Raw genomic sequence first — 18,539 nt, 5'->3', positions numbered from 1 at the left:
CGGAGAGGGCGCCTGGCCCGCGTCACCCGCCTAGGGTCGTCACCATGGCGACAGCGCGCATCGGTTCGATCACCCTCGACTGCGACGATCCCGTCGAGCTCGCCCGCTTCTGGTCGGCGATGCTCGACGGGACCGTGACGCACACGTCCACGAGATATGCCTGTGTGCGGGCCGGCTCCATCGTGATCACCGCGCTTCGGGTGCCCGACCACCGGCCTCCGGAATGGCCCGGCGGTGCGGTGCCGAAGCAGATCCATCTCGACCTGGTGGTCGCCGATCTCGACGAGGGTGCGGCCGAGGCGGTCCGCCTCGGCGCACGGCTGTCGCCACAGCAGGCCGCGCCGGACCTGTGCCGAGTTCTCTTCGACCCCGCCGGGCATCCGTTCTGCGTCTGCCTCGACCGCGCGCCGTTCTAGCCGGCGGTCAGCCGCGCGCGGCCGTGACCACCGCGTCGACGGCTCCGTCGACCGGCGCCGCGGAGGTCTCTCCGGTGAGCCGGTCGCGGATCTCGACGGTGCCGTCGGCCCAGCCGCGGCCGACGACCACCACGACCGGCATACCGAGCAGCTCGGCGTCCTTGAACTTGACGCCGGGCGAAGCCTTGCGGTCGTCGAAGAGCACGGACAGTCCGGCGGCGTCGAGATCGGCGGCCAACTGTTGCGCACCGGCCACCGCGGCCTCGTCCTTGTTCGCGATCACCAGGTGGACGTCGAACGGCGCCACCTCGCGCGGCCAGCGCAGGCCCTTCTCGTCGTGCCACTGCTCGGCGAGCACCGCGACCATCCGCGAGACGCCGAGACCGTACGAGCCCATCGTGGGGCGCACCGGCTTGCCGTTCTCGCCGAGCACGTCGAACTCGAAGGCGTCGGTGTACTTGCGGCCGAGCTGGAAGATGTGACCGATCTCGATGCCCTTGGCGGCCTCGAGCACACCTCTGCCGTCCGGGGACGGATCACCGGCGCGCACCTCGGCGGCCTCGATGACGCCGTCGGGAGTGAAGTCGCGGCCGCACACCAGATCGACGTAGTGCTTACCGGGCGCGTCGGCCCCGGTGATCCACGCGGTGCCGCTGACCACACGCGGGTCGACCAGGTACGCCAAGCCCGCCGCCTGGACGGCCTTCGGTCCGATGTACCCCTTGACGAGCTGCGGATTGGCCGCGAAGTCCGCGTCGGTGAGCAGTTCCACCTCCGCCGGCTCCACCGAGGCCTCCAGCCTCTCGAAGTCGACCTCCCGATCACCCGGCACCGCCACCGCGGTGATCTCCCACTCACCTCCCGGCCTGCGGATCTTGACCATCACGTTCTTGAGGGTGTCGGCGGCGGTGTACTCACCGTCGAGCTCGCGGTTGGCCCAGTCGACCAGGGTCTCGATGGTCGGGGTGTCGCCGGTGTCGTGGACCACCGCCTCGGGGAGCCCGTCGAGCGGGATCGCCTCGGGAACCGGGGTCACCACGGCCTCGACGTTGGCCGCGTAGCCCGACTCGGTGCTGCGGACGAAGGTGTCCTCGCCGACCTCGCATTCGGCCAGGAACTCCTCCGAGGCGCTGCCGCCCATGGCGCCGGAGGTCGCCGCGACGATGACGTACTTGATGCCGAGACGGTCGAAGATCCGCTGGTACGCGGCACGATGAGCGTCGTACGAGGCCTGCAGACCCCGCTCGTCGAGGTCGAACGAGTACGAGTCCTTCATCACGAACTCGCGCCCACGCAACAGCCCGGCCCGCGGGCGCTCCTCATCGCGGTACTTGGTCTGGATCTGGTACAGGGTGACCGGCAGATCCTTGTACGAGCTGTACTCGCCCTTGACCAGCTGCGTGAAGATCTCCTCGTGCGTGGGCCCGAGCATCATGTCCGCGCCCTTGCGGTCCTTGACGCGGAACAACGCCGGCCCGTACTCGGTCCAGCGCCCGGTGGTCTCGTACGGGTCGCGCGGCAGCAGCGCGGGCAACAGGATCTCCTGCGCGCCCATCGCGTCCATCTCCTCGCGAACGAGGTTCTCGACCGCGCGGAACACCTTGAGCCCCAAGGGCAGCCACTCGTAGACGCCGGGGGCGGCACGCCGGATGTAGCCCGCGCGCACGAGCAGCTTGTGGCTCGGCACCTCGGCATCGGCCGGGTCGTCGCGGAGCGTGCGGAGGAACAGGTTCGACATCCGTGTGATCACGATGTACCAGCTTAATGGGATCACCGGCGGGTTCGTTAGGGTGGTCGCGTGCTCGTCATCCTGCCTCCCTCGGAGACCAAGTCGGACGGCGGCGAGGCCGCTCCGCTCGATCTCGACTCGCTGGTTCTGCCGGAGCTCAATCCGGTCCGGCGCAAGCTCGCCGAGGCGATCGTCGACCTCTCCGCCGATCTCGACGCATCCCGCACGGCGCTGGGTCTGGGCGCGACGGCCGTCGCCGAGATCGAGCGCAACGCCGATCTCTGGGAGTCGCCGACGCGCACCGCGATCACCCGGTACACCGGCGTCCTGTACGACGCCCTCGACTATCCGGGCATGACCCGCGCGGCCAAGACCAAGGCCGGCGACCGACTGATGATCGGCTCGGCGCTGTTCGGCGTGGTCCGGGCCGACGACCGCATCCCGGCCTACCGGCTCTCCGGCGGGTCCCGGCTGCCCGGTTTCGGCACCCTCGGCGCACTGTGGAAGCCGGTGCTGTCCCCCGCTCTCGACCGCATCGACGACTTCGTCGTCGATCTGCGCTCGGGCGTCTACCAGAAACTCGGTCCCGTCGACGGTGCGGTGACCGCGACCGTTGTGACCGAGGCCGCGGACGGCTCGCGGAAGGTCGTGAGCCATTTCAACAAGCACTTCAAGGGACTGGTGGCGCGCGAACTGGTCCGGACCCGGCGGAACGTCCGGGATGTGAACGCGCTCGCCGCCGTCCTGTCCGACGCCGGCCAGCGCGTCGAGATCACCTCTGAGTCGCAGATCACGGTCGTCACCGGCTGATCCGACCCCCGATCGGCGGTCCGCACCGCGACTCGCACGGCGCGAGAGCCGGTCACTTGGCCTGAGGGAAGAACCACTGGTCGTCGTCGGTCTCCGGAGTGTCGTCGGCCGGATTCACTTCGACCACCTCGTCGAGCTGTGCCTTCTGTGCCCGGAGGCGGCCGTATCCGTACGCGGCGGCCATGCCGATGACGCCGGTGACCAGGCCGATCGTCTGCAGCTCGCCGGAATCGCCTGCCTCCGCCGAGATCCGGTAGATCCAGCCGTTGAGCGCGACGACCGCCAGCGCTCCGAACGTGAGCGGGATGACGAAGGTGGTCATGGTGCTCGGCGGTGTGGGCGCGATGCCCGCGCGGCGGCGATGGATCTGCCAGGCCGACATGACGACGACGGCCAGCGCGACGAGAATCGCCGTGACCGACGGGGGCACGAACCAGGAGGCGACGGCCGCGACGAGCAGGATCAGACCGGAGAGTCCTGCGGCTGTGCGTGCGTTCATCTCGACCACCCGCTCAGAACCGCAGAGCCCGGTCGGCGTCGGTGAAACCGGCGACCGGACCGATCACCGCGATCGCCGGGGCGATCAGCTTCTCGTCGACAGCGGTCTGCGCGGCGTGCGCGAGGTCGGTGCGCAGGAGACGCTGATCCGGCCGCGAGGCGTTCTCGATGAACGCCACCGGGGTGTCGGCCGGTCGCCCGCCCTCGAGCAGGGCCGTCGCGAACTCGTCGATGCGCTTGACCGCCATCATCAGCACGATGGTGCCCCGCAGCCGCGCGAGCGCCGCCCAATCGGTGAGCGAGTCGGGGTGCCCCGGAGCCACGTGGCCCGACACGATGACCACCTCGTGCGTCACGCCGCGGTGAGTCACCGGGATTCCGGCCAGGCCGGGAGCCGCGATCGGGCTGCTGATGCCGGGGACCACGGTGACCGGCACACCCGCCGCCACGCAGGCCTGGAGTTCTTCGAATCCGCGGCCGTAGACGTATGGGTCGCCGCCTTTGAGGCGGACCACGAACTTGCCCGCCCGCGCGCGGTCGACGAGGAGATCGTTGATCTGTTCCTGACGCATCGCGCGGCCGTAGGGCACCTTGGCCGCGTCGATGATCTCCACCTGCGGACCGAGCTCGTCGAGGAGTGCGATGGGCGCGAGCCGGTCGGCCACCACCACGTCCGCCTCGGCGAGCAGCTTGCGGCCGCGCACCGTGATGAGATCGGCGTCGCCGGGACCTCCGCCCACCAGGGCCACGCCCGCGGCGTGCCTGCGGTCGTCGTCGATGCGCAGCGAGGTGCCGTCCGCGAGAGCCTCGGTGATCGCGGCGCGCACGGCCGCGGAGCGACGATGGTCGCCGGCCGCCAGCACCCCGAACTGCAGATCGCGGTGGACTCCGGACGCCGGGGTGACGGCGGTTCCGCGGCGGGCGTCGTCGGCGCGCACGCAGAACACTCGCCTGCGTTCGGCCTCCGCCACCACCGCCGCGTTGACGTCGGGATCGTCGGTGCAGGCCATCGCATACCAGGCTCCCTCGAGGTCGCCGTCGGCGTACGCACGCCGATGCACGGTGATCGCGACCTCCGACTCGACGGCCGGCGTGGGGTCGAGCGCGACGACGTGGACGTCGGCGCCGGCGGCGATCAGGTTCGGCAGGCGCCGTTGCGCGACGCTCCCGCCGCCGATGACGACGACCTTGCGTCCGTGCAGATCCAGCCCCGCGAGGTAATGCGCTTGCATGAGCGATCAGCCTACCGGGACCGCACCGGCGGCTAGACGTGCAGTCCGCGCCTGCGCTCCCGCTCGATCGCGCGCTCGCGGGCGTCCTCGAACTTGGCGACCTTGATGTCCATCTCGGCGAGGAAGGCGGCGAGCTTGTCGCGGTACATCTGGCCGACCGGGCCGAAGTCGTCGCGATCGAAGATCCGCCACTTGCGCAGCACGGGCATCACGACATCGGCCATGTGCTGCGGCAGGTCGTAGATGCCGCCCTTGGCGATCAGGACCGCGTTCCTGCGGAAGTTCGGCATCGTCGCACCGGGCATCTGGAAGTTCGAGACGATCGTGTAGATCGCCACCATCGCCTCGTCGGGCACCAGATCGAGCGCCCCGGCGACGACGTTCCGGTAGAAGAGCATGTGCAGGTTCTCGTCGGCAGCGACTCGCTGGAGCATCCGGTCGGCGATCGGGTCGCCGCAGGCCTTGCCGGTGTTGCGGTGGCTGACGCGCGTCGCGAGCTCCTGGAACGAGACGTAGGCCACCGCGAAGAGCATGTCGTAGCTGTGGTCGCGCTGTCCGTCGTCGTCCGGCAGCGGGTTGAACCCACCGATCATGTGCGTCATCCGGGTCTGCTCGAGTTCCACCGGATCGACGCCCCGCGTCACGACGAGGTAGTCGCGCATCACGATCGAGTGCCGCATCTCCTCGGCCGTCCAGCGCCCCACCCAGAAGCCCCAGGCGTCGTCGAGGCTGAAGTTCTCGGCGATCACCCGGTGGTACGACGGCAGATTGTCCTCGGTCAGCAGGTTCGTGATCATCGCCGCCTTGGCGGTCTCCGACAGCTGCGACTGCTCCGGATCCCAGTCGACGCCGCCGAGCGCCGCGAAGTTCCGGCCGTCGTCCCACGGCACGTAGTCGTGCGGGTTCCAGTCCCTCGTCATCTTCATGTGGCGCTCCACCTCCGTCTCGCAGACGGGCAGGAGTTCGCGAAGCAGGTCCGAGCCGCTCATGGGCTTGCCGATCAAACTGGTCATATTCCTACGATCTCGCTCACGACCAGCGATTTCAGGGGGCGAAGGTCCCGTGGCGATTAGGCCCCGAGTCGCCCGCCGCCCTGTTGTAGCGTTGAGGCATGGTCGAGTCGCCTCGTAAGTACCGCGTGTTCCTCGTCGACGACCACGAGCTCGTCCGCCGTGGCCTTCGCGATCTGCTCAGCACCGCCGACGATCTCGAGGTCGTCGGCGAGGCGGCCACCGTCGCCGAAGCCGGAGTCGGCATCGCTGCGACGAAACCCGACGTCGCGGTGCTCGACGTGCGGCTGCCCGACGGCAACGGCGTGGAACTGTGCCGAAGCGTGCGGAGTGCGCAGCCGTCGGTGCACTGCCTGATGCTGACGAGCTACGCCGACGACGACGCCCTCCTCGCCGCAGTCCTCGCCGGGGCCTCCGGCTTCGTACTCAAGCAGATCCTCGGCCACAATCTGATCGCCGCTGTGCGGACGGTCGGCGCCGGCGGATCGCTGCTCGACGACCGCAGCACCGCCGCGCTGCTGGCTCGCCTGCGCGACGGTGAACCGTCCGATCCCCTGGCCCGGCTCACCGGCCAGGAGCGCGAGGTCTTCACCCTGATCGGCCAGGGCATGACCAACCGGCAGATCGCCGACCGGATGTTCTTGGCGGAGAAGACGATCAAGAACTACGTCTCGCGCATCCTCTCGAAGCTCGACATGCAGCGCCGCACTCAGGTGGCGGTGCTGGCCACCGAACTGCGCGAACGCGAACGGTAGTCGACGGCGTCAGCGCAACGGCGCGGTCCACGTCAACGTGGTGCCCGACGCCGCGCTCGAGGTGATCGTGAAGCTGCCGTCGCAGTCGTCGGCGCGGCGGGTCAGGTTCGCCAGTCCCGACTGCCGGGCGGTCGGCGGAATACCGCATCCGTCGTCGGAGATCTCGACGGTCACGACGTCGTCGGCCGCGATGCGCACCCGGATGTGCTCGGCGCCCGAATGCCGGAGCGCGTTGGAGATGCCCTCCCGCAGCACTGCCTCGATGTGCGGCGCCAGGGCGTCGGGGACGAGCGTGTCGACCGGCCCCATGAACGCGACGCTCGGCACGATCGGCGCATGGGTCGCCAACTCGGCGACCACGTCGAGCGCGCGCCTGCGCAGCGTCGCCGCCTCGCCATGACCGGGAAGGCCCTGCAGATCGAAGATCGAGGTGCGGATCTGCGCGATGGTGGCGTCGAGGTCGGTGATGACCTGCTCCATCCGGGCGTCGTCGGCCGAGGCGGACCCGGCCTGCATGGTCTGCAGCGACATCCCGATCGCGAAGAGCCGCTGAATCACCAGATCGTGCAGGTCGCGGGCGATCCGGTGGCGGTCTTCGAGCAACTGCAGATCGCGCGCCAGTTCCTGCTGGTCGGCGTAGGCCAGGGCCAGCGAGGCCACGCGCGCGACACCCTGCAGGCCCGCGACCTCCTCCCCGGTCCAGACCCGTCGCTCGGGGTGGGTGAGGACGATCGCGCTCCGGCCGTTGGTCGGCTGCAGGGGCTGCATCGAGACCCACCGCGCTCCGTGCCGCAGCCACGGCACCGTGTGTGTTCGCACCTCGCGGACCAGGAGCTTGCCGTCGGCGCGCTCGTTGTCCGGGTCGACGACCTCGAACAGGTCCTCGGTGCAGGGCGCGGTACCGGTGTGTCCGGTGAGGACGCTGCCGGTCACCATGAACACGTCCACCGCCCCGGTGAGCGCGGAGACGTCGCGGCACAGTCCGTCGAGGGTGTCTTCGAGCGCCGTGCCCGCCAGCGGTTCGGATCCGCGGTCGGCGATCACCTGCATCCAGCGCAGCCGGGCCTGGGCCCGCTCGAAGGCGCGCGCGTTGTCGACTGCGATGCCCGCGGCCACCGCGAGGACCGCGACGATCTTCTCATCGAGCGGCGTGAACTCGGGGGCACCCTGCTTCTCAGTCAGGTAGATGCTGCCGAACAACTCGTCGCGGACGATGATCGGCGCGCCCAGGAAGGTGTCCATCGGCGGATGGTTGGGCGGGAACCCCACCGAGGCCGGATGATCGGACAGCTTCGGTATGCGCAGCACCTCGGGACGGTGCAGCAGTTCGCCGAGGACGCCGCGGCCCACCGGCAGCGGCCCCATCCGAGCGCGGACCTCCGGTTCGATGCCCGTGTACACGAACGCCTGGAGACCGAGCTCGGGCCCGCGGACCCCGAGCGCACAGTATCGGGCGTCGAGGACGTCGGCCGCCACCTCGACGATCCGCTGCAGCGCCTGGTCGAGTTCGAGACCGCGACCCACCAGCAGGACCGCTTCGAGCAGGTCGCGGAGCGCGGTCGGGTCCTCGACGCTGGCGTGGGCGAGCGCGTCCAGTGCCGCGTGGACCTCCGCCAGATCGCGCCTGCGAGTCATCGGACCGCCTCCTCCGGCGAAGGGCTCGGGATGTCGGCGGCCGCGGCCGCCGACACGAATCGTGCCACGGCGGCCGGCTGTCCCACCGGGTGAACGTGCAGATACGACGCGTGCACCCCGCGGTGGATCACGCCGTCGGTCGCCGGTCCGTCGCCACCGTGCCACCCCCAGGCGGGCACCACGTCAGTGGCGAGATCGACGCTGCTGCGGTGGAATTCGTGGCCGGTCACCCGTTCACCGGTGCGATAGAGAACCGAATCGGCCACGGCGACGGCGTCGCGGTAGCCGAGCGTGAGCCGCGGCCCGAAGGCCCCGGTGCCCGGCAGTGCGCCGACCATCGGGACGCCGTCGAGCGCGGACAGCAGGTACAGCAGGCCCGCGCACTCGGCCTGCACCGGCCGGCCCGCGGCCACGTGATCGCGCAGTCCGGCACGGAGGGAGTGGTTGGCGGCGAGCTCGTCCGCGTGGGCCTCGGGGAAGCCGCCGCCGATCACCACCGCCGCGGCGTGCTCCGGAAGCGGATCGTGCAGCGGGTCGAAGCCGGCCACCTCGGCTCCCGCCGCGCGCAGGAGTTCGGCGTGCTCGGCGTACCCGAAGGTGAAGGCGGCGCCCTCCGCGACGGCCACCACCGGCCGCCGGTGTGGGCCCGTCACCGCGCTCGGGTCCGCGGCGGCGATCGCGTCGGCCGCCGACCAGGCGATCGCCGCGGGCGGTCGGGCCCGGCGTGCGATCTGGACGATCGCCGGAAGGTCGAGCGCCGCCCCCACCTTGGCGACGATCGCGGCCACCGAGTCCAGCGCGTCCCGCCGGCGCTCGGCGGCCGGGATGAGTCCTAGGTGCCGCGACGGCACGGTCAGATCGGCGTCGCGCCGCACCGCGCCGAGCACCGGCAGTCCGACGCGGTCGCAGGCCTGTCGGAGGACCTGTTCGTGCCGCTGTGAGCCGACGCGGTTGAGGATCACGCCCGCCACGCGGACCCGGGCGTCGTACCCGAGGAAGCCGTGGAGCAGTGCGGCGAGCGACTGGCTGTGCCCGCCGGCGTCGACCACCAGGATCACCGGTGCGCCGATGAGGGTGGCGACGTGCGCGGTGGAGCCGACGCCGAGCGGGTCGGGATCGTCGGTGATGCGGCCGTCGAACAGGCCCATCACGCCCTCCACCACGGCGATGTCGGCGTCGGCGGAGCCCGCGGCCAGCAGTGGTGCGATGACGTCGGCGCCGACCAGGTTGGGGTCGAGGTTCCGGCCGACCCGGCCCGCCGCGACGGCGTGGTATCCGGGATCGATGTAGTCCGGGCCCACCTTGAAGGGCGCGACCCGGTGCCTGGCGGCGACGAGCGCGCCGATCAGGCCGGTGGTGATCGTCGTCTTTCCGCTGCCGGACGCCGGCGCGGCGATCACGACCGCCGGGACTACCACTCGATGCCCTTCTGGCCTTTGCGGCCCGCATCCATCGGATGCTTGATCTTCGTCATCTCGGTGACCAGATCGGCGGCCTCGATCAGCGCCTGGGGCGCATACCGTCCGGTGATGACGACGTGCTGCGTCCCGGGGCGGTTGCGGAGGGTCTCGACCACTTCGTCGGTGTCGATCCAGCCCCAGTGCAGCGGGTAGGTGAACTCGTCGAGGACGTAGAAGTCGTGCTCCTGCGCGGCGAGGCGCCGCGTGATCTCCGCCCATCCGGCCCGCGCCGATTCGGCGTGGTCCTCGACGGCGTCGTCACCGCGCTGAATCCACGACCATCCCTGCCCCATCTTGTGCCACTGCACAGGGCCGCCGGCGCCGGTGTCCCGATTCAGGCCGCCGAGGGCGAGCATGGAGTTCTCCTCACCGACCTTCCACTTCGCGCTCTTGACGAACTGGAAGACGGCGACGTCCAGACCGGCGTTCCAGGCGCGCATCGCCATGCCGAACGCGGCTGTCGACTTCCCCTTGCCTGCCCCGGTGTGTACGGCGAGCACCGGCAGCCGGCGTCGCTGCCGGGTGGTCAGTCCGTCGTCGGGAACGGTCTCGGGTACGCCCTTGGGCACAGTGCATCCTCCAGTTCAGCCACCGGCGTCACGCGACGCCGCGGACGTGCTCGGCCAGTCCGGACGAGGTCAGCGAATCCATCGTCGCGTACTGCGCGCCCAGCCGGCGCGCCAGGTCGGCGGCCAGACCGAGACGGACCAGGCCCTGCTCACAGTCCACCACAACGGCGCAGACTCCCCTGCGCGCGACCTCGTCCGCGGCGGCGTCGGCGCGGCGCGGCGCGTCGGCCCCGGCCGTGGCTCGGCCGTCGGTGAGCGCCACCAGCAGGGGCCTGCGCTCCGGGTCGGTGCGGCGGGCCCGCTCGATCACCTCGAGCGCCCGGTGCAGTCCCTCGGCCAGCGGCGTGCGTCCGCCGGTGCGCACCTGTGCCAGGCGCGCCACCGCCAGGTCCACCGACCGGGTCGGCGGAACCGCGACGTAGGCATCCCTTCCGCAGGCCACGACCACCGCCACCCGGTCACGCCGGGTGTACGAGTCGCGCAGGAGGTCGACGCAGGCGTTGCGCACCGCGGTGAGCCGGGCGCGGGCGGTCATCGATCCGGAGAGGTCGACGACGAAGACCACGAGATTGGCTTCGGTGCCGATGCGCTCGGCTCCGCGGAGATCGTCGGCGATGAGCGCGGGGAGCCCGTCGCCGCTGCTGCGGTGGGCGGCGGCGAGCACGGTGCCGAACAGGTGCACCCCGGTCCGCGGACCGAAGTCGACGGCCCGGGTGGTGATGCCGCGGCTGGTCCGGGCCCGCGAACGGCGGCCCACATCACCGTCACCGACGCCCTCGGCGCGGAAGGTGCGGATGCGGGCACCACCGGGTGCCGAACCGAAGTCCGGGCCGGTCGGCGCTCCTGAACCGCCGGGCGGATCGGTGTCGGGAGGATCCGTGTCGGGTCCGTCCGGATCGTCGTCCGGTTCCGGGCCACCCGAGTCTGGGCCGCCTGAGTCTGGGCCGTCTGAGTTCGGGCCGCTGTCGTCGGGTCCGTCCGGCTGCTGCGGCCCGGACTCGGACTCGTCCCGCGGGCCCGCGGCCTGCTCACCGGCGTCCAGGGCGTCGTCGAGCTGCTGGTCGGTCATGCTCGACTCGTCGAAGGGATTGCGGCGCCGTCGATGCGGCAGTGCCAGTTCCACGGCCACCCGCACGTCGTCGGCGTCGATCTCGTCGGCGCCGCGCCATGCGGCGTGTGCGGCGGCGGTCCGGGCCACGACGATGTCGCCGCGCAGACCGTCGACGTCGAGGTGAGAGCAGACGCCGGCGATCCGGCGGAGCTCCCGCTGCGGGATCCGGACGGTCGCGACGCGGTCGCGGGCCGCGGCGATCCGTTGCGCGAGATCGGCCTCGGCGTCGGCGAACCGCTCCGCATAGCCCTGCGGATCGGCGTCGAAGGCCAGCCGTGAGGTGACGATCTCGACGCGCTCGTCGACGTCACGGGCACCGGCGACGTCGACCACCAGCCCGAACCGGTCGAGCAACTGCGGACGCAGTTCGCCCTCTTCCGGGTTCATCGTCCCGACCAGCACGAATGCCGCCGCCTGGGTGTGCGAGACGCCGTCACGCTCAACGGTGACTCGGCCGCTCGCGGCCGCATCGAGCAGGACGTCGACGAGATGGTCCGACAGGAGGTTGACCTCGTCGATGTACAGGACGCCGCCGTCGGCCTGCGCCAGCAGACCCGGCGTGAACCGGGCTTCACCGTCGCGCAGCACCCGAGTCAGGTCGAGCGACCCGATCACCCGGTCCTCGGTGGCGCCGATCGGCAGGTCGACCACGCGCGAATCCTCGCCGAGCAGCGGGGCGAGCCCGCGGACGATGGTCGACTTCGCGGTCCCTTTCTCACCGCGGATCAGGACACCGCCGATCCCCGGCGAGACGGCGGACAGGATCAGTGCGAGCTTGAGGCGATCCTGTCCGACCACCGCGCTGAACGGGAAGCGAACGCCGGCGTCACTCATCGAATCAGGCGTCGGGCCGCGCGGTGAGCCGGAGGCTGCGGTTGGTCCAGTCCCACAACTCGCGGTACAGGGCGGGGTTCTCGTCGAGCTTCTGGCCGAACGACGGGATCATCTCGGTCAGGGTGCTCTTCCAGCCCTCGAAACGACCGCTGAAGCACTGCTGAAGCACCGAGATCATCGCGGGAACCGCGGTCGAGGCGCCCGGCGACGCTCCGAGGAGACCGGCGAGCGTGCCGTCGCCCTCCGCGACCACCGCGGTGCCGAACTCGAGGCTGCCGCCGACACCGGTCTTGCGGATCACCTGGACGCGCTGACCGGCGGTGATCAGCTCCCAGTCCTCGCCGACGGCGCGCGGCGCGAAGTCCTGCAGCGTCTTGACGCGGTCGGCGGGGCTCGCGGCGAGCTCGGAGATCAGGTACTTGAGCAGACCGAACTCCTGCGGGGCGATCGACATCATCGGCAGCAGGTTGCCCGGCTTCACCGACTTCGGCAGGTCCATGACGCCGCCGGTCTTGAGGAACTTCGGCGACCAGCCCGCGTACGGGCCGAAGAGCAGGCCCTTGTCGTGATTGATGACGCGCGTGTCCAGGTGCGGCACCGACATCGGCGGGGCGCCCACCGCGGCCTGGCCGTACACCTTCGCCGAATGCTGTGCGATCACGTCGGGGTTGGTGCAGCGGAAGAACTCGCCGCTGACCGGGAAGCCGCCGAAGCCCTTGGCCTCGGAGATGCCCGACTTCTGCAGCAGGTGCAGTGCGCCGCCGCCTGCGCCGACGAAGACGAACTTCGCTTCGACGCGAACCTTCTCGCCGGTGCGGTTGTTGCGGATCTTCATCACCCAGCTGCCGTCCGACTGCTTGGTGAGGTTGCGGACCTCGTGCCCGAAGTAGAGGTCGGCGTCACGGCCGACGAAGTTCAGCAGCTGCTGGGTGAGCGCGCCGAAATCGACGTCGGTTCCCTGGGTGTACCAGTTCAGGGCCACCGGATCGGAGTAGTCCCGGCCGGCGCCCATCAGCGGCAGCCGCGCCGCGAACTCGGCGTCGTCGTCGATGAACTCCATGCCCTCGAAGAGGGTGTGGCTCGAGAGCGCCGCATGGCGCTTGCGCAGGTACTCGACGCCGTCGGCGCCGTGGCAGAAGCTCACGTGCGGGATCGGGTTGATGAACTCGTCGGGCGCACCGAGCAGGCCGTTGTCGACACCGTAGGCCCAGAACTGCCGCGAGACCTGGAACTGCTCGTTGATGTTCAGCGCCTTGGTGATGTCGATGTCGCCGTTGGCGTCGGCCGGCGTGTAGTTGAGCTCGCAGAGCGCCGAGTGGCCGGTGCCGGCGTTGTTCCACGGGTCGCTGCTCTCGGCGGCGGCCGCCTCCAGGCGCTCGAACAGGCTGATCGACCAGCTGGGCTCCAGTCGGCGCAGCAGCGCGCCGAGCGTGGCGCTCATGATTCCGGCACCGACGAGCGCCACGTCTGTCTTAATCACCTTGGCCACGCTGCTGAACTCCTCCACCCATAGGGCATTCACGACCTGTATCGCGGATCATTGTTCACCATCGCGTTGTCTGAGGCAGCATCGGTGCGCGCAAGTGTGGGGTGTGCGACACCGGGTGCCACGCCGACGCCCGATCCGCGCACCGACGGGTGCGGCCTAAGCTGGTCGGCGTGAGCAGCGTGAAAAGCCGGCAATGGCGTCCCGACGAACTCCTCGACCGATACGAAGTGCTGACCATCCCCCTCGGCGACGACCCGGACGGCGAGGGCGCCGTGGAGGCCACCCTGATCCGCCAGGCCGGAGCGGAACCGGCCACCGCCGGGACGGTCCTGTACGTCCACGGCTTCACCGACTACTTCTTCCAGGAGGAGCTGGCCGAGTTCTTCCACGATCGGGGCTACGGTTTCTACGCGCTCGATCTGCGCAAGTGCGGGCGGTCGCTCCTGGACGGGCAGCAACCGCACTTCACCACCGACCTCGAGTTCTACGACCAGGAGCTGAACGCGGCACTCGATGTCGTGACCGAGGAATCCGGGTCCGGCGACGAGCCGGCTCGGGTGATCGTGGTCGCCCACTCCACCGGAGGACTGATCACGCCGCTCTGGCTCGACCGACTCCGGCGCACCGATCCGGACCGGCACCGCCGCATCAAGGGGCTGGTCCTCAACAGCCCCTGGCTGGACTTGCAGGGCGATCCCCTGCTGCGCACCGACGCCGTCAATCTGCTGATCCGCGGAGTCGGCCGAGTTCGGGCCAAAGCCGTGCTGCCGCAGAAACTCTCGGCAGCGTACGGCGAGAGCCTGTCCGCCGACGCCCACGGCGAGTGGACCTACGATCTGCGGCGCAAGCCGCTCGGCGGTTTCCCGGTGACCTTCGGCTGGCTGGCCGCCGTCCGCGCGGGACAGCATCGCCTGCACCGGGGGCTCGACATCGGCGTGCCCGCCCTGGTCCTGCGATCGGACAAGACCCGCTTCACCGGGGCCTACGAGCCTGCGGTCGACACCGCTGACTGCGTGCTCGACGTGAAGCAGATCGCGCAGTGGTCCGGCGTGATCGGCCGTCGCGTGTGGGCGGTGGCCGTCCCCGACGCCCGCCACGACGTCTTCCTTTCTCTGGAGACGCCCCGGCGCATCGCCTACGACGAAGTGCAGAACTGGCTGCACACGATCTTCGGCGAGGGGGCGCGGCGATGAGCGCTCAGCAGGTCGATCTGGCGATCATCGGTTCGGGAAGCGGCAACTCCATCCCGGACGAACGCTTCGACGCGATGAGCATCGCGATCTTCGAGGAGGGCGTCTACGGCGGCACCTGCCTCAACGTCGGGTGCATTCCGACGAAGATGTTCGTCTACGCCGCGGACGTGGCCGACACCGTCCGGTCGGCGGCCCGGTACGGCGTCGAGGCGAGCGTCGAATCGGTCGACTGGCCCGCCATCGTCGACCGGGTCTTCGGCCGCATCGACCCGATCTCGGCCGGCGGCAAGGAGTACCGGGTGGAGCGTTGCGACAACGTCACCGTCTACTCCAGCCACGTCCGCTTCGACGGCCGCGACGACGAGTCGGCCCGATACCGCCTGGTGACCGACGACGGCGACCTGGTGCTGGCCCGCAAGGTCGTCGTCGCCGCGGGCTCGCGGTCGGAGATTCCTGAGGTGATCGCCGATTCGGGCGTTCATCACTACACCAACAGCGACGTGATGCGCCTGCCCGCCCTGCCGAAGCGGATGGCGATCCTCGGCAGCGGATACATCGCCGCCGAGTTCGCCCACGTCTTCTCCGCTCTCGGCGTGGACGTCACCGTCGTCGCCCGCAGCGGACGGCTGCTGCGCCGGCTCGACGACGACGTCAGCGAGCGATTCACCGCGGTGGCCCGCCGGCAGTGGGACGTCCGGCTCGACAGCACGCTCGCGGGTGCGATCGACCTCGGCGACGACGGCGTCCGGCTCTCGTTCACCGACGGCCGGCACGTCGATGCCGACGCCCTGCTCGTCGCGACCGGCCGGACACCCAACGGCGACCGCCTCGGCCTCGACACGATCGGTGTGGAGCTGCTCGCCGACGGCCGCGTGCCGGTGGACGCACACGGCCGCACACCGGCTCCCGAGGTGTGGGCGCTCGGCGATGTCAGTTCACCGTTCCAGCTCAAGCACGTCGCCAACCACGAACAGCGTGTGGTCCAGGAGAATCTGCTGCTCGGCTGGCACGCCGACGAGCTGGCCTCGTTCGACCACCGGTACGTGCCGGCCGCGGTCTTCACCCATCCGCAGATCGCCACCGTCGGACTCACCGAGGCGCAGGCCCGCGAGACCGGGCGCGACATCGCCGTCAAGGTGCAGGAGTACGGCGACGTCGCCTACGGCTGGGCGATGGAGGACACGACCGGATTCTGCAAGCTCATCGCCGATCGTCGCAGCGGTGAACTGCTCGGCGCGCATCTGATGGGTCCGCAGGCGTCCACCGTGATCCAGCCCGTCATCCAGGCGATGAGCTTCGGTCTCCGGGTGCCGGACATGGCCCGCGGCCAGTACTGGATCCATCCCGCCATGCCGGAGGTGCTCGAGAACGCACTCCTCGGCCTGGACCTGGAGTGAGGGCGGCGGCGGCCCGAGCGGGTTCTCAGAAGCGCGAGGACCGCAGGGAGATCTCGCTCGCCAGAGCGGCCGCCGCATTCTCGGGAATCCAGTGGTCGACGCCGTGGAGTTCGGAGAAGCGGAAGTCGGAGTAGACGTATCGGCCGCTGAACTCGGCCTGTTCGCGTCCCAGAGCCGCGTCGCCGTCGCTCCACACCATGGTGGTCGGGATCTCGACCGGCGGGCAGGCCAGGGTGGCCGCGACGTCGCCGGTGAAATTGGCGCGATACCAGTTCAGCGGACCGGTCAGCGCACCCGGCTCGAGGATCGGCGCGAGTTCCTCGCCGGTCACGCCGGCACGCCGGAGCAGGACGCCGTCTCGGGCGCTCAGCCTCTCCTCCGCGCCGTCGGCGATGAAATCCTTGATGTAGGCCGACCGCTCACGCTGATCGCCGCCCGCCGCGAGTGCATCGCGCATCGCGGACGGGTGTCCGGTGCTGACGGCCACCAGGCCGGTGAAGCGGTCGGGATGCTTGGCCGCCAGATGCCAGGCGACGATCCCGCCCCAATCGTGGCCGACGACCATCGAGTACGAGATGTTGAGGTGGTTGAGGATCCCGATGACGTCGCCGACGAGCGTGTCGAGACGGTAGGCGTCGACCTCCTCGGGCCGGGCGCCGGGACTGTAGCCCCGCTGATCGATGCGCAGGGTGCGGAGCCCGGCCTCGTGCACGCGCGGAACCACGTCGTCGTAGCACCGCGAGTTCACCGGGAACCCGTGCAGGAGCACCACCCACGGTCCTCGAGCGGGCCCGCTCTCCTCGACGTCGAAGGTCAGTCCGTCATGCTCTACGGTCAGGTGCGCGGTGTTCACCAAGCCAGGATAGGACGGTGGGCACCGCGGGCGGGCCGCCCTCGATCAACCCGTGGATACTCGGCATGTCGAGGTGCTCGCACACCAGATCGGCCATCAGATCCAGTTGCGACCGGCGCACCTGCGCGACGCACAGCCGCGGATCGGCGGTGAAGCCCGTCCGGCCCGCCCGCCGCGCGATCTCGGCCAGGAAGACGCGGCGGAAGCCGTCGCTCTCCAGCGCGCCGTGGCAGTGGGTGCCGTAGACCGCTCCCCTGCGGGCGCCCTCGGGGCCGGTCGCCGCGGAGTCGAGCCAGGGCTGCTCCTCGCTGCGCACCACGACCCCGTGATGGATCTCGTATCCGCGCACCGGCTCACCGGCCGCGTGACCGTCGAAGGTCCGCAGGGTCTTGTCTTCGGCGAACTCGATGTCGACGTCGAGCAGCCCCAGCCCCTCGACGGGCCGGGCGACACCCGACGTCGCTGTGCCGACGGACTCCACCGTGTCGACGATGCTCCGGCACAGCATCTGGAAGCCGCCGCAGACCCCGAGCACCGGCCGGCCGCGCTGCGCACGTTCGATCAGCGCATCGGCCAGACCGGTGGTCCGCAGCCACGCGAGGTCGCTGAGGGTCGCGCGGGTTCCGGGCAGCACCGCCAGATCCGCGGCCCGGACCGCCGACGGGTCGTCGACCCACGTCACGTCGACGTCGGGTTCGCACGCCAGAGCCAGGACATCGGTGCTGTTGGAGATGCGGGGCAACCGGATCGCGGCCACCGACAGCCGCTCCCGTCCGGCGCCGCCCACGCCGCGAGGTCCGCCCACGCGGGCGCCGACCGATGCGGCCAGCGAATCCTCGGCATCGAGCCGGAGACCGTCGGCGAACGGGATCACGCCGAAGGTCGGTCGCCCGGTGCGCTCGCGCACCATCTCCAGTCCGGGAGCGAGGATCGCCGGATCGCCGCGGAACTTGTTCACGATGTATCCGGCGACGAGCGCCTGGTCGTCCGCGTCGAGGACCGCCGTGGTGCCGAACAGATGGGCCAGCGATCCGCCGCGGTCGATGTCGGTGACCAGCACCACCGGCATGTTCGCCGCCCGGGCCAATCCCATGTTCGCGATGTCGGTGGCGCGGAGGTTGATCTCCGCGACCGAGCCCGCGCCCTCGCAGATCACCACGTCGAAGTCCCGTCGCAACGACGCGAGTTCGTCGGCGACCACACCCGCCAGCCGGGTACGCCAGAGCTGATAGTCGGCGGCCCCGACCTCGCCGACCGTGCGTCCGCGCACCACCACGTGCGAGCGCCGGTCACCGCCGGGCTTCAGCAGCACCGGGTTGAATCGCGTGTCCGGTTCCAGCCCGCAGGCCTGCGCCTGAAGCGCCTGCGCCCGGCCGATCTCACCGCCGTCGAGGGTGACGGCGGAATTGTTCGACATGTTCTGCGCTTTGAACGGCGCCACCGTGATCCCGTCACGCGCCAGCGCCCGGCACAGTCCGGCGACGATCAGGCTCTTGCCCGCGTCGCTGCTCGTGCCACCGACCAGAAGTGCGCCGCTCACCCCCGAAG

The 18,539-nt window shown here is 70.5% G+C and carries 16 protein-coding genes; 5 read left to right on the top strand and 11 right to left on the bottom strand.

Annotation, left to right across the window (positions count from 1 at the left end; all coding sequences use genetic code 11):
• The first annotated feature begins 44 nt into the window (after positions 1–44).
• A complete protein-coding gene (locus ACK8HH_RS07725; RefSeq protein ID WP_006897861.1) occupies positions 45–416 on the top strand; it encodes a VOC family protein in 372 nt (123 codons plus the stop codon).
• Between the two features lie 7 nt (positions 417–423).
• Here ACK8HH_RS07725 and ACK8HH_RS07720 read toward each other — a convergent pair whose 3' ends face one another.
• Positions 424–2,154, bottom strand: a complete 1,731-nt coding sequence (locus ACK8HH_RS07720; RefSeq protein ID WP_412475724.1) for a proline--tRNA ligase — start codon at positions 2,152–2,154, stop codon at positions 424–426.
• Positions 2,155–2,214: 60 nt separating this feature from the next.
• Between ACK8HH_RS07720 and yaaA the strand changes: the two genes are divergently transcribed.
• On the top strand, positions 2,215–2,955 hold the full coding sequence (gene yaaA, locus ACK8HH_RS07715; RefSeq protein ID WP_006897863.1) for a peroxide stress protein YaaA: 741 nt from the start codon (positions 2,215–2,217) through the stop codon (positions 2,953–2,955).
• Positions 2,956–3,007: 52 nt separating this feature from the next.
• Here yaaA and ACK8HH_RS07710 read toward each other — a convergent pair whose 3' ends face one another.
• Genes ACK8HH_RS07710 through ACK8HH_RS07700 form a run of 3 tightly spaced genes read right to left on the bottom strand, consistent with a single transcriptional unit; the run spans position 3,008 to position 5,698 of the window.
• Positions 3,008–3,454, bottom strand: coding sequence for a hypothetical protein (locus ACK8HH_RS07710; RefSeq protein WP_006897864.1), 447 nt, complete (start codon positions 3,452–3,454; stop codon positions 3,008–3,010).
• 13 nt (positions 3,455–3,467) lie between these two features.
• Positions 3,468–4,685 (bottom strand): uroporphyrinogen-III C-methyltransferase, encoded by a 1,218-nt coding sequence (cobA, locus tag ACK8HH_RS07705; protein WP_006897865.1) that lies wholly within the window; start codon positions 4,683–4,685, stop codon positions 3,468–3,470.
• Between the two features lie 32 nt (positions 4,686–4,717).
• Positions 4,718–5,698, bottom strand: coding sequence for an acyl-ACP desaturase (locus ACK8HH_RS07700; RefSeq protein ID WP_039868014.1), 981 nt, complete (start codon positions 5,696–5,698; stop codon positions 4,718–4,720).
• A 98-nt stretch (positions 5,699–5,796) separates the two neighbouring features.
• On the opposite strand from ACK8HH_RS07700, the gene ACK8HH_RS07695 reads away from it, so the two are divergent.
• The gene (locus tag ACK8HH_RS07695) at positions 5,797–6,450 is read left to right on the top strand and encodes a response regulator (RefSeq protein ID WP_006897867.1); all 654 of its coding nucleotides are present in this window, start codon (positions 5,797–5,799) and stop codon (positions 6,448–6,450) included.
• Between the two features lie 9 nt (positions 6,451–6,459).
• On the opposite strand, the gene ACK8HH_RS07690 is transcribed toward ACK8HH_RS07695, so the two are convergent.
• The 5 genes from ACK8HH_RS07690 to mqo are packed head-to-tail and all read right to left on the bottom strand — an operon-like array spanning position 6,460 to position 13,500.
• Positions 6,460–8,085, bottom strand: a complete 1,626-nt coding sequence (locus tag ACK8HH_RS07690) for a GAF domain-containing protein (protein ID WP_412475663.1) — start codon at positions 8,083–8,085, stop codon at positions 6,460–6,462.
• Positions 8,082–9,503, bottom strand: coding sequence for a cobyrinate a,c-diamide synthase (locus ACK8HH_RS07685; RefSeq protein WP_062366815.1), 1,422 nt, complete (start codon positions 9,501–9,503; stop codon positions 8,082–8,084). Before ACK8HH_RS07685 ends, ACK8HH_RS07690 begins: the two co-directional genes overlap by 4 nt.
• Complete coding sequence (cobO, locus tag ACK8HH_RS07680) at positions 9,497–10,114, bottom strand: cob(I)yrinic acid a,c-diamide adenosyltransferase (RefSeq protein WP_045541006.1); 618 nt, start codon at positions 10,112–10,114, stop codon at positions 9,497–9,499. The genes ACK8HH_RS07685 and cobO overlap by 7 nt, the downstream gene beginning before the upstream one ends.
• A 28-nt stretch (positions 10,115–10,142) precedes the next feature.
• Entirely contained in the window at positions 10,143–12,059 is a 1,917-nt protein-coding gene (locus ACK8HH_RS07675) for an AAA family ATPase (RefSeq protein WP_412475662.1), read from the bottom strand.
• A gap of 4 nt (positions 12,060–12,063) precedes the next feature.
• On the bottom strand, positions 12,064–13,500 hold the full coding sequence (mqo, locus tag ACK8HH_RS07670) for a malate dehydrogenase (quinone) (protein WP_372452493.1): 1,437 nt from the start codon (positions 13,498–13,500) through the stop codon (positions 12,064–12,066).
• A 209-nt stretch (positions 13,501–13,709) separates the two neighbouring features.
• On the opposite strand from mqo, the gene ACK8HH_RS07665 reads away from it, so the two are divergent.
• Positions 13,710–14,741, top strand: a complete 1,032-nt coding sequence (locus ACK8HH_RS07665; RefSeq protein WP_039868030.1) for an alpha/beta hydrolase — start codon at positions 13,710–13,712, stop codon at positions 14,739–14,741.
• A complete protein-coding gene (locus tag ACK8HH_RS07660) occupies positions 14,738–16,138 on the top strand; it encodes a mycothione reductase (protein WP_006897874.1) in 1,401 nt (466 codons plus the stop codon). The genes ACK8HH_RS07665 and ACK8HH_RS07660 overlap by 4 nt, the downstream gene beginning before the upstream one ends.
• A gap of 25 nt (positions 16,139–16,163) precedes the next feature.
• Here the strand turns inward: ACK8HH_RS07660 and ACK8HH_RS07655 are convergent, their stop codons facing one another.
• Together ACK8HH_RS07655 and ACK8HH_RS07650 are read right to left on the bottom strand one after the other, a co-directional pair.
• Complete coding sequence (locus ACK8HH_RS07655) at positions 16,164–16,991, bottom strand: alpha/beta fold hydrolase (RefSeq protein WP_006897875.1); 828 nt, start codon at positions 16,989–16,991, stop codon at positions 16,164–16,166.
• Positions 16,960–18,531, bottom strand: a complete 1,572-nt coding sequence (locus ACK8HH_RS07650) for a cobyric acid synthase (RefSeq protein ID WP_412475661.1) — start codon at positions 18,529–18,531, stop codon at positions 16,960–16,962. The genes ACK8HH_RS07655 and ACK8HH_RS07650 overlap by 32 nt, the downstream gene beginning before the upstream one ends.
• Positions 18,532–18,539: the final 8 nt, after the last annotated feature.

The sequence above is a fragment of the Gordonia sp. LUNF6 genome, assembly GCF_047041125.1.
GTDB classification, from domain to species: domain Bacteria; phylum Actinomycetota; class Actinomycetes; order Mycobacteriales; family Mycobacteriaceae; genus Gordonia; species Gordonia sihwensis.
The sequence above is the reverse complement of the archived record's forward strand: the minus strand, read 5'-3'. Positions and strand labels throughout refer to the sequence as shown.